The sequence below is a fragment of the Roseibium sp. genome, from assembly GCF_965233565.1.
Classification (GTDB): Bacteria; Pseudomonadota; Alphaproteobacteria; order Rhizobiales; family Stappiaceae; genus Roseibium.
Window position 1 is genome coordinate 3,195,901 of sequence record NZ_OZ247494.1, and the last position, 11,529, is coordinate 3,207,429.

An 11,529-nucleotide genomic window follows, 5' to 3' on the forward strand; every position below is an offset into this window, starting at 1 on the left:
CTGGGAGGTTTCATATGACAGAGTCCGTTTTTCCCGTTCCCGCGGAAGTTGCCGCGCGGGCGCATGTCGACAATGCCAAATATCTGGAAATGTATCAGCGCTCCGTGGAGGACCCGGATGGCTTCTGGGGTGAGCACGGCAAGCGCGTCGACTGGATCAAGCCTTACACCAAGGTGAAGAACACCTCCTACGACTACCACAACGTCTCGATCAAATGGTTCGAGGACGGCACGCTGAACGTCTCGGCCAACTGCGTTGACCGGCACCTGGAAAAACGCGGCGACCAGCCGGCGATCATCTGGGAGGGAGACGACCCGAGCGAATCCAAGGTCATCACCTACAAGGAACTGCATGCGGAAGTAAACAGGTTCGCCAACGTGCTGCATGCCCAGGGCGTGAAGAAGGGGGACCGTGTCACGCTCTACCTGCCGATGATCCCGGAGGCAGCCTACGCAATGCTGGCCTGTGCCCGCATCGGCGCCATTCACTCGATCGTCTTTGGCGGCTTCTCTCCGGACAGCCTGGCGCAGCGCATTGAGGGCTGCAAATCCGAGTGTATCGTTACTGCCGACGAAGGTCTGCGCGGTGGCCGCAAGGTGCCGCTGAAGGCCAATGTCGACAAGGCCTGCGAAAAAGCGCCGGTCAAATCCGTCATCGTGGTCAAGCGCACCGGCGGCGACATCAGCATGCAGGACGGCCGAGACGTCTGGTATCACGATGAAGCCGAACGCGTGTCCGACCATTGTGAGCCGGTGGAAATGAACGCGGAAGATCCGCTGTTCATTCTCTACACGTCCGGCTCGACAGGTCAGCCGAAGGGTGTGCTGCACACGACCGGCGGTTACCTCGTTTATGCTTCCATGACCCATCAGTATGTCTTCGACTATCATGACGGCGACATCTACTGGTGTACGGCCGATGTGGGCTGGGTCACCGGTCACAGCTACATCGTCTATGGTCCGCTCGCCAACGGTGCGACCACGCTGATGTTCGAAGGTGTGCCGACCTATCCGGGGCCCGGCCGCTTCTGGGAAGTCTGCGACAAGCACAATGTCAACATCTTCTACACCGCTCCGACCGCCATCCGCGCCCTGATGGGCGCCGGCGACGAGCATGTCACCAAGACCTCCCGCAAATCCCTCCGCCTGCTGGGCTCGGTCGGTGAGCCGATCAACCCGGAAGCCTGGACCTGGTACTACAACGTGGTTGGCGATCAGCGCTGCCCGATTGTCGACACCTGGTGGCAGACAGAGACCGGCGGCATCCTGATCACGCCACTGCCGGGCGCGACGGAGCTGAAGCCGGGCTCCGCGACACGGCCCTTCTTTGGAGTCCAGCCAGCTGTGGTGGATGCGGAAGGCAAGTTCCTGGAAGGGGCAACCGAGGGCAACCTGGTCATCAAGGACAGCTGGCCGGGTCAGATGCGCACGGTCTATGGTGACCATGACCGTTTCGTGCAGACCTATTTTGCCACCTACAAGGGTCTCTACTTTACCGGTGACGGCTGCCGCCGCGACGAGGACGGCTATTACTGGATCACCGGCCGTGTCGATGACGTCATCAACGTTTCCGGTCACCGCATGGGGACGGCGGAAGTGGAAAGCGCACTGGTGGCCCATCCGCAGGTATCCGAGGCGGCCGTTGTCGGCTATCCGCACGACATCAAGGGGCAGGGCATCTATGCCTATGTCACCCTGATGGAAGGCGAAGAACCGACCGACGAGCTGAAGAAGGAGCTGGTGAAACACGTTCGCGCCGAAATCGGCCCGATCGCATCTCCTGACCTCATTCAGTTTTCACCGGGACTGCCCAAGACCCGCTCGGGCAAGATCATGCGCCGCATTCTGCGCAAGATCGCCGAGGACAGCTTCGATAATCTCGGTGACACCTCAACACTGGCCGATCCGGCAGTCGTCGACGACCTGATCGACAATCGGCAAAATCGCGCCTGACCAACTGGTGCGAAGGAAACTGAAAGGCCCGCCAAATCGGCGGGCCTTTTGTCATTTCGACAGATAGATCGACTGGATCTTCTTCGCAATGTTGCTGAAAGCCGCAATCAGTTCTTCTCTGGAGTCGGCCTCGTAATAGTTGTCGTCATCGGTCGCGCAATCCTCCATGAGCGCATCGCCGAAACCGGAGCCGCCCGTATCGAAATAGACCGCATAGATTTCAATATCTTCTGCCTTCATCGCATCACAGAGCGCCATGGCACGCGTCGGCGACGGATCGCTTATACTCGGATAACGCTGGTAACGTTCGACCCAATAGTCGTCGGTCGTGCAGCTTCTGCGACCGCAGGTCGTGTATTCTTCCATGCCGTATTCGGCATTGAACGCCCCATCGGTCATGATCAGCGCAAATTTCAGGACATCGTCATTCGTATAGGCCTCCGGATCGCTGTCGGCCGGCCAAAGCGACGTCCAGTTTGGCGAAAGCGTGTACCAGCCCCAGGCAATTCCGACCTGTCCGCCGGTGCCTCCACCATCAACGAGATCCTCAATGGCGTCCACCAGAGTCTCCCGGTCCGCAGTTAGAGGCACGATTTCGTTGTCGGGGCAAGCGTCGGATCCGGACCGCCAGCTTTCGCTGCTGCCATAATCCCAGACAAAGTAATCCGGTCTGCCATGGAAAAATTCCGAGCTCGACCCGTCATAATTGTAAACCGCGTCGGTAAGTCTTTCGTCACCCTGCCGTTCGTTGACACAATTGTTTGACGTGGCATCACCGTTGGTGACTGTCGCCGCGTAGCTGCCCAGATTGACGCCCTGCGAATAGGGCACCAGGGAAATCTTGACCTTGCTCTCGTCGGCATCGGTTCCAGAAGGGATCAGGATGTTTACGACGGATTCCGCCGCATCGCGCAGGGTCCCCATATTGCTGGACATCGACCCTGTGACGTCGACAACCATGGCCATTTCCACATCGAACCGAGAATAAGTGACTTGTGCACTGGTCCCGAATGTAAAGGTTTCCGGCCCGATATGCTCCATCATGTATCCGCCGAAATCGAGGAAATAGTTGTTGAGGGTCGCAGAGGAGGAAACGGTCACGAGACCACTGTCGCTGTCGACGGTAAATTCAAGATTTTCGATCGCCGCATCAACAAACTCGGTGTTGCTCAGGTTGGCACGAAAGGAATCCGCAAGAGCTTCTTCGATTTCGGCGTTGCTCATGAAGGTTGTCGAAAGTTCCGCTGCCAGGGCCAGCGCTGCGGCATCCAGCGCATAAGACAGTTTCTCCCGGGCATTGACCGTTCGCGACACATCAAACGCCGCACCGGCAATGACGACCATCATGATCACCATGACCCCGAAAATCGGCAGGATGGAGCCCTGTTTGTCACGGCAGAGCCGTTTCAAAAGTGAAGTGGAAAAATGACACTGGGATTTACGCATACGAACCTCGTCTGGAGAGGACGTATCTAATGGATAAAAGTACCTAATTGCTTAAGGTTGTAACTGCAATTCTCTTCAGCTTTACCGCTACAGGCGCCGATGGATGCTCGGACTGGAGTTCCGCTTCACGTAGAGCCAATGTCACAGCAGGCCCAAGCGCCCGGCCCCAACAGGGCTGGGCACTCAGAAATCGCGTTGTCTGGGCTGTTATTGGGAGACGTAGATCTGCTGGATCTTCTTCGCAATGTTGGCGAATGCCGCGATCAGTTCGGACGCGCTGGTTGCCTGATAGTAGTTTCCATCGCTTGCACAGGACTGCATGTTGCGTGACCCGGCGGAACTGTTGCTCGTACCAAAATAGACACCGAAGATCTCGATGCCGGCGTCCTTCATGGCTTCGCAAAGGGCGCGCTGGTCGGTTGACGAGGTGTTGGTGTAGCTTTCGCTTTCACCTTCTTCGTCCCATTCGTTCACCTCAACTTCCGCGTAACGTCTGCAGCGGCCGCGGCGCCAGCGCGTGCAGACCGTTTCTGTCTCGATGAACTCGTAATACCGGTTGTTGTCGCCATCTGTCATGATGATCGCGAATTTGAGCACATCATCATTGTCGTAGGATTCCGGCTCGCTGTCAGAAGGCCAGACGCTTGCGTAATTCGGTGACAAGGCATTCCAGCCCCAGACCACCCCGGTCTGGCCCGCCGTGCCCCCATTGTCATCAAGGGCGGCAATCGCAGTAACAAGCGTATCTCTGTCAGACGTCAACGGGATCATTTCGGAATCAGATGAGCAGTTGGTGCTGCCGCCGCCATAGAAGGTTGCCTTGGGTGGCGGATTTGTCTCGTCGTAATAGTCGTAGGCGTCGTCGGTGTATTTCACCTCATAGGTATCTGATCCGTCGTTGTAGTCCTGCCGTTCAGTGACACAGTCGCTGCCATCGGAATATCCATATGCATCCCCCTTGACGGTGTCAGCGTAGGACCCGAGATTGACCCCCTGGCTGTAGGGCACCAGAGAAATCCGCACCTTGCTGTCGTTCTCGGACGTTCCCTCCGGGATCAGGATATCCACCAGCCCGTCGGACGCTTCGCGCAGCGTGTCCATGTCATTGCGCATTGAACCGGTCACATCGACAACAAGTGCCAACTCCACGTCGAAGCGGGAGTAGGTGACCTGGGCGCTTGTACCGAAAGCCAGCATGTCCGGACCAAGAGTGGATTTCCCATAGCCGCCGATATCGATGAAATAGGTGTCAAGCATCGCCGAAGAGGACACCCGGATGGTGCCGTTGTCGCTGTCCACCTCAAAATCAAGGTTCTCGATGGCCTCGTCGAGGAACTCGGCCCCTTCGAGGTTCGCCCGGAAGGAATCGGCAATCGCCTCAGTGATTTCGTCATTCGTCATGACGCTGGTCGACAGGTCGGCGGCGACAGAAAGAGCAGCTGCATCAATGGCATAGGAGAGTTTTTCGCGCGCATTGACCGTGCGCGAAACATCGAATGCTGCGCCGGCGATCACAACCATGATGATAACCATCACGCCGAATATAGGTAAAATTGACGCCGATTCATCTACTCTGAATTGGTGTCTCTTTCGCCAAATATACTTAAGATTGCGCATAACTGCCTCAACGTTTTTCAGACAGTTACTACAGAAAGGTACCTAATTTATTAAATGAACCTTGGGGTATTGGTTAGCAAATTGTTGCGATACGTGAAGATTTTTACTGTAAATTTTACGCATGATGCATGCGACCAGACCGCGAAGGCCTTCCCATTCCGCGGAAGGGTCGGGGGCCGCCGCGTAAAACGCCGGAAAAACACACCCTGAATCAGGGCTCCAGTTCGGTATCCCAGTACAGGAAATCCATCCAGCTTTCATGCAGATAGTTGGGCGGAAAACCCCGCCCGTTGTTGTGCAGATCCTGGATGGTCGGCTGGAAGGGCATGTGCATCGGCCACATGTTCAACTGTTCGCAAGACTTGTTGGACTTGCGCAGGTTGCAGGGAGAACAGGCGGTGATGACATTGTCCCAGGTGGTGAGGCCACCTTTGGAGCGGGGAATGAGGTGATCGAAGGTCAGCTCGTCCTTGGAGCCGCAATATTGACACTGAAATCGGTCGCGGAGAAATACGTTGAAGCGGGTAAAGGCAGGGTAACGGCTGGGTTTGACAAAGGTCTTGAGCGAAACAACGCTCGGCAATCGGAATTCGAAGCTCGGACTTCGGACCGCCGCGTCATATTCCGCAACGATGTTCACCCGGTCCAGAAACACGGCCTTGATGGTGTCCTGCCAACTCCACAAGGACAAAGGGTAGTAGCTCAAGGGCCTGTAATCCGCATTGAGCACCAATGCCGGATGGGCCCCGGGCGAAACCGCTATCGTCACCTTCCGCTCCTCACGCCTGTTCAGATCGTCCGGTGTCCGGTCAATCGGACAGCGGAACTGGTCCTTTTTAGACGGGAGTATTGTAGTGCCGAGGTGACAGTCTTGTGAAGCCCGGTAAATTCATTTCTGCGCACAGTTGTTGACAGGCGTTTTCTGGCAAAGGAATTTTCCTAAATCCATGAATCATTTGCGCAAAAACAAACTCCCCTGCGGTATTGTGACAGTTTTACGATTTTCACGAAAAAGGGCGCCCGAAAGCGCCCTCTGAACACTAATTCGTCAATCGAATCAATTTGCCGTCCAGTCCCGGATGTCGACAAAATGACCGGCAATGGCCGCCGCCGCCGCCATGGCCGGCGAGACCAGATGGGTGCGGCCCTTGTGGCCCTGACGGCCCTCGAAATTGCGGTTCGAGGTCGAGGCACAGCGCTCACCCGGAGCCAGCTTGTCGGCATTCATGGCAAGACACATGGAGCAACCCGGCTCGCGCCATTCAAAACCGGCTTCCTTGAAGATCAGGTCCAGGCCTTCTTCCTCGGCCTGCTCCTTCACCAGACCGGAGCCCGGCACCACCATGGCGCTCACATGAGAGGCCACCTTGTGATTGCCGATTACCGCTGCCGCGGCGCGCAGGTCCTCGATGCGGCCATTGGTGCAGGACCCGATGAACGCCCGGTCGATCTTGATGTCGGTGATTTTGGTGCCCGGCTCCAGGCCCATATATTCCAGAGCGCGCTTCTTGGAATCGCGGCGGTTCTCATCATCGATCTCGTCCGGGTTCGGCACAACGCCTTCAACGGAAACGACGTCCTCAGGGGAGGAGCCCCAGGACACGATCGGTGGCAGGTTGGCGGCGTCGAGTTCGATCACCTTGTCGAAATAGGCGTCCGCATCGGTGTGCAGCGTCTTCCAGTAGGCAAGAGCCATATCCCAGGCTTCGCCTTTTGGTGCCTTCGGGCGGCCTTCGATATAGTCAAATGTGGCCTGGTCCGGCGCGATCAGGCCGGCACGTGCTCCTGCCTCGATCGACATGTTGCAGACCGTCATGCGGCCTTCCATGGACAAGGAACGGATCGCTTCGCCGGCATATTCGATCACGTAGCCCGTACCACCGGCCGTGCCGATCTTGCCGATAATCGCCAGAACGATGTCCTTAGCGGTGACGCCGGCCGGGATCTTGCCCTCGACCTTCACCAGCATGTTCTTGGCTTTTTTCTGGATCAGGGTCTGCGTGGCCAGCACGTGTTCGACTTCGGACGTGCCGATGCCGTGCGCCAGCGAGCCGAAGGCGCCATGGGTCGACGTGTGGCTGTCGCCGCAGACGATGGTCATGCCGGGCAGGGTAAAGCCCTGCTCCGGACCGACGATATGAACAACGCCCTGGCGCATATCGAGCTCGGAATAATACTCAATGCCGAACTCGGTGGCGTTTTTGGCCAGCGTTTCCACCTGCAGCGCCGACTCCGGATCGTCGATGCCATGACGGCGGTCGGTGGTCGGAACGTTGTGATCGACAACAGCCAGGGTTTTCTGCGGCTGGCGCACCTTGCGGCCATGCATGCGCAGACCTTCAAACGCCTGCGGGCTGGTGACCTCGTGCACCAGGTGTCTGTCGATATAGAGCAGGCCGGTGCCGTCCGGCTGCATGTCGACCGCGTGGTCGTCCCAGATCTTGTCGTAAAGCGTGCGCGCCTTGGCCATGGGTCTCTCCTCGTTCGAACCGGTTCCCGCCGCGCTGATCGCGTCCTGCGCCGACGTCCGGACTGTTCTTTTGATGCGCATGCGCGCCGTCAAAGAGTGCCTAGTAATTGTGACGCTAGTGAATGACGCAGCAAGGCCTCAAGGTCAAGCATTGCCGAGTTGAGCTGAATTCAACTGCGATTGACCGGTGGAGGGGAAAGGGGCCGGAAGCCGGCCTTAAGACGTGAGCAAACTCTCCGCCAGCACGGTTCTAGAGCACTTCCCGGTTAGATTGGCTCACTCTGCCGAGGCTGGTTTGGTTCAAGGTCAAGGAGTTTGACGAAGAGCGTGCTGGCCGCACGGTCGAGGCAAAATCCGCAGGCATTGGGGCAAACCAGCCCGGCCCTCCGGGTTTGTGTCTGGCGGACACCTGCTTTGTCGAGACGCTTGCCCATAGCCCCGCTATGGACTTCACGCCCCTTCGCGCAGATCGTCTCGCCAGACCTCAAACAGAGTGAGCCAATCTAACCGGGAAGTGCTCTAGCCCTCTCCTTGTCATCCCGGGCAAGCGAAGCGCGACCCGGGACCCAATCATATCCAGGGAACTGAACATCTTGCTGCATTTCTTCGGCAAAATCGGCAACCGCATCCGCAACTGGCACAGCGAGTAGGCCCCGGCTCAGCGCTACGCTTGTCCGGGGTGACTCCGGTTGCGCTTCCTTTTCATGAATAAAGTCTTCGTCAATTCAAGAGTTTGGCAAAAAGGTACCCCAAACAAAAAAGGCGGCCCGAAGACCGCCTTTTCGAAAATCGCAAGAACCGGAACGGCTTATTCAGCTGCGGTCTCGGCTGCTTCCGCTTCTGCCTTCTTGGCTTCGGCCTTGGCGGCCTTGGCAGCGGCAGCTTCCGCGCGCTGCTCTTCGTTGAGACGCTTGGAGCGGACGTTGGTGTTCTCGGTGATACGGGCGGACTTACCGCGACGGTCGCGCAGGTAGTAGAGTTTCGCACGGCGGACTTTACCGCGGCGGACAACCTCTACACCTTCCAGCATCGGGGAGTAAATCGGGAAGACACGCTCAACGCCTTCGCCGTAAGAAATCTTGCGCACCGTGAAGCTTTCGTTGATGCCGCCGCCGGAACGGGCGATGCAGACACCTTCGTAAGCCTGGGTACGGGTGCGATTGCCTTCAGTGACCTTCACGTTGACGCGAACGGTGTCACCCGGAGAAAATTCCGGCAGCTTGCGCTGCTCTTCGATTTTCGCCATTTCCTCAGCATTGAGCTGCTTGATGATATCCATGGCATATTTCCCTTTTCAATTACAAAGCGGTCAGAGCGTTGTCCGGTTTTAAGGCCGGAAACGGGTTCACCGACTTTGGGCCATGCTTGCAGTATCCACCGGATTTCCTTGACACTTTCCTGACGTTGGACCGTGTACCCGGAAGCCGTTCTTCCAAGAGGAAGACGCAGCTTCATCCAGCTTCGGCGCGCGTATACAGGATTTTCGGCGGAATGTCATGCGGATTCTGCGAGAAGGCTGCGCAGACCATTGATTTCTTTGTCATCCCGGTTTGGCAACGCCAAGACCGGGATCCAGTAAACCCATGCGGCAATTTCCTCCAGCACCGGGACTACTGGATCCCGGATCTACGCTTCGCTTCGTCCGGGAAGACAAATCTGGGTGTGTCGGTGGTCAATCCACATCATCCTCGTCGGCCATATAGGCCCGCCAGAGATCCGGGCGGCGCTCGCGGGTCAGCTTTTCGGCCTCCGACATGCGCCATTCGTGGATCTTTTTGTGATTGCCGGAGGTCAGCACCTCGGGGATGGTCATTCCCTCAAACTCGGCAGGCCGCGTGTAATGGGGGTGCTCCAGAAGCCCGGTCTCGAAGCTTTCGGTATCGGCGCTTTCCATGTTGCCCATCACACCGGGGATCAGCCGGACGATGGCATCCAGCATCGTGATGGCACCGATTTCGCCGCCGGAGAGGATGTAATCGCCAATGGAAACTTCTTCCAGCTTCCGCGCGTCGATCACGCGTTGGTCGATACCTTCAAAGCGGCCGCAAACGATCACCGCACCAGGGCCGTCCGCCAGGTCATGCGCGCGTTTTTGCGTGAAGGGCCGTCCCCGCGGGCTCATCAGAAGCCGTGGGCGCGGGTCGTCTTCCGGCGCTGCCGCATCGATCGCCTTGCCCAGGATATCCGCACGAAGCACCATGCCCGCACCGCCGCCGGCCGGCGTGTCGTCGACAGAACGGTGCTTATCCGTTGCAAAATCGCGGATCTGGCTGGTCTCCAGCTGCCACAGGCCCTTGTCCAGCGCCCGGCCGGACAGGCTGTGACCGAGAGGCCCCGGAAACATGTCCGGGTAAAGCGTCAATATGGTCGCCTTGAAAGCCATGACCCTGCTGAAAACTCCCTAAGAGACTGATTTTTGTCCCGAAACGGCCGCTTGGTTAAAGCTTCGTTTACCCAGTTCGACGAATTCCGGCGAATTTCGCAAGATACGCTTCAAAGGGAAAGCTCTGATTAAGGCCCCACACATAGTGTGGCAAGAGCGTCTCAACCGGATCTTTCCTCGTGCCCCGATTTCCAGTCTTTCGTTTGAAACTACCCGGCTTCATCCAGACCTATGTCGACCGGCATTATCTCGACATTTCATTGAGCCGCGTGCTGCCGCTCGTGATCCTGATGACCTTCGGCATACTTGTCGGGCTGGTCTTCAACACCGGCGTCGGCCATCCCTATGACAAGGTCATTCATATCGGTTTCTTCGCACTGCTGACGCTGTCGATCCACGCGCTTTTCTGCTGCCGTCTGCGCATCTCCGCGGTCGTGGCCTTCGGCATGGGGCTCGGCGGCGAGGTGATGCAGGGCTTTCTGCCACATCACGAAATGTCCTTGCCGGACGCGGTTGCCAACGGTATCGGCGTCGCGCTCATCGTTGCCCTGATCGCCCTGATCCGCTCCGAAGCACGTCAGGCGGTGCAGGATGTTGAGGAAACAGAGGATCTCAATCTGGGCCAGATGGGGCTGGAACCGGTGCGCACCCGTTATCTGTCGGGCGAGGTTTCCGACGGCTCCGGGTCTCCGTCGGAGAAGTAATCCTCCGGCAGGTCGACGCGAACCAGGCCTCCATCGAGGCTGATCTCCGGCACAAAATCCTTCGTGAACGGGATGTAGAACGTGCGGCCACGTGTCGGCCGGATCTCCAGAAGGTCGCCGGCTCCAAAATCCTGTACGGCCACGATCCTGCCGAGCGTTTCATCGCTCTGGTCAATCACGCTGAGGCCGGTCAGGTCGGAATAGTAGAATTCGTCTTCTTCAGGCTCGGGCAGCTGCTCACGGCTGACATAGAGTTCAACACCGTTCAGCTCTTCGGCCTGGTTGCGGTCGGTGACACCCTTGAACCTGGTCACGACAACCGTCTTTTGCACCCGCGCCTTTTCCACCTCGAACGAGCGTTTGCCGTCCTTCGTGGTCAGGATACCGTAATCGGCAAAGGAGAGCGGATCGTCACCAAATGGTTTGACCCGCACTTCCCCGCGAATGCCGTGGGCCGCACCGATCTTGGCCAGGAGCACCTTCTGATCGTCTGTCGACATGTCACAAGATCTCCGCAGCTAGTACCGGTGCGTCCAACATCATCTGCTTATTCAGCAGCGGCTTCTTCAGCCGGTGCTTCGGAAGCTTCAGCGGCAGCGGCAGCTGCTTCTTCTTCAGCCAGACGCTTGGCTTCCAGGCGTTCCTTGGCTTTTGCGCCCGGCTCTGCCTTTTTCGGGTTGTTGCGGGCTTCACGCTTCATCAGGCCTGCAGCGTCCAGGAAACGGAGTACGCGGTCGGTCGGCTTGGCGCCGGTCTCGAGCCAGTACTGAATGCGCTCGACATTCAGCTTCACGCGCTCTTCGGATTCTTTCGGCAGCATCGGGTCGTAGGAACCGACCTTCTCGATGAAACGGCCATCGCGCGGGGAGCGGATGTCAGCAACAACGATGCGGTAATACGGGCGTTTCTTGGAACCGCCGCGTGCCAGGCGAATTTTCGTAGCCATTTTCTTTCTCC

Annotated in this window: 10 protein-coding genes; 2 read left to right on the forward strand and 8 right to left on the reverse strand. The window is 57.8% G+C overall.

Translation table 11 applies throughout. The annotated features are described in order from the left end of the window. Positions 1–14 precede the first annotated feature (14 nt). Positions 15–1,952: an acetate--CoA ligase gene (gene acs / locus ACO6TG_RS14770; RefSeq protein WP_422373903.1), complete on the forward strand. Its 1,938-nt coding sequence runs from the start codon at positions 15–17 to the stop codon at positions 1,950–1,952. Between the two features lie 51 nt (positions 1,953–2,003). Here the strand turns inward: acs and ACO6TG_RS14775 are convergent, their stop codons facing one another. From ACO6TG_RS14775 to trmD, 6 genes are all read right to left on the reverse strand, one after another. Further along, a complete protein-coding gene (locus ACO6TG_RS14775; protein WP_422373904.1) occupies positions 2,004–3,398 on the reverse strand; it encodes a TadE/TadG family type IV pilus assembly protein in 1,395 nt (464 codons plus the stop codon). Between the two features lie 207 nt (positions 3,399–3,605). Beyond that, complete coding sequence (locus tag ACO6TG_RS14780) at positions 3,606–4,919, reverse strand: pilus assembly protein TadG-related protein (protein WP_422373905.1); 1,314 nt, start codon at positions 4,917–4,919, stop codon at positions 3,606–3,608. Between the two features lie 307 nt (positions 4,920–5,226). Next, positions 5,227–5,784 (reverse strand): HNH endonuclease, encoded by a 558-nt coding sequence (locus tag ACO6TG_RS14785; RefSeq protein WP_094073051.1) that lies wholly within the window; start codon positions 5,782–5,784, stop codon positions 5,227–5,229. Between the two features lie 288 nt (positions 5,785–6,072). Further along, positions 6,073–7,485, reverse strand: a complete 1,413-nt coding sequence (gene leuC, locus ACO6TG_RS14790; protein WP_422378884.1) for a 3-isopropylmalate dehydratase large subunit — start codon at positions 7,483–7,485, stop codon at positions 6,073–6,075. A gap of 808 nt (positions 7,486–8,293) precedes the next feature. Then, on the reverse strand, positions 8,294–8,764 hold the full coding sequence (rplS, locus tag ACO6TG_RS14795; protein WP_422373906.1) for a 50S ribosomal protein L19: 471 nt from the start codon (positions 8,762–8,764) through the stop codon (positions 8,294–8,296). Positions 8,765–9,157: 393 nt separating this feature from the next. Beyond that, positions 9,158–9,868 carry a tRNA (guanosine(37)-N1)-methyltransferase TrmD gene (gene trmD, locus ACO6TG_RS14800; protein WP_422373907.1) on the reverse strand — a complete coding sequence of 237 codons (711 nt, stop codon included), beginning with the start codon at positions 9,866–9,868 and terminating at the stop codon, positions 9,158–9,160. A 179-nt stretch (positions 9,869–10,047) separates the two neighbouring features. Here trmD and ACO6TG_RS14805 point away from each other — a divergent pair, with 179 nt between their 5' ends. After that, complete coding sequence (locus ACO6TG_RS14805) at positions 10,048–10,572, forward strand: antibiotic resistance protein VanZ (protein WP_422373908.1); 525 nt, start codon at positions 10,048–10,050, stop codon at positions 10,570–10,572. On the opposite strand, the gene rimM is transcribed toward ACO6TG_RS14805, so the two are convergent. Together rimM and rpsP are read right to left on the reverse strand one after the other, a co-directional pair. Beyond that, positions 10,521–11,072 (reverse strand): ribosome maturation factor RimM, encoded by a 552-nt coding sequence (gene rimM / locus ACO6TG_RS14810; RefSeq protein ID WP_422373909.1) that lies wholly within the window; start codon positions 11,070–11,072, stop codon positions 10,521–10,523. The two genes, ACO6TG_RS14805 and rimM, sit on opposite strands and share 52 nt — an antisense overlap. A gap of 47 nt (positions 11,073–11,119) precedes the next feature. Then, the gene (gene rpsP / locus ACO6TG_RS14815; protein WP_422373910.1) at positions 11,120–11,518 is read right to left on the reverse strand and encodes a 30S ribosomal protein S16; all 399 of its coding nucleotides are present in this window, start codon (positions 11,516–11,518) and stop codon (positions 11,120–11,122) included. Between the last annotated feature and the right edge of the window lie 11 nt (positions 11,519–11,529).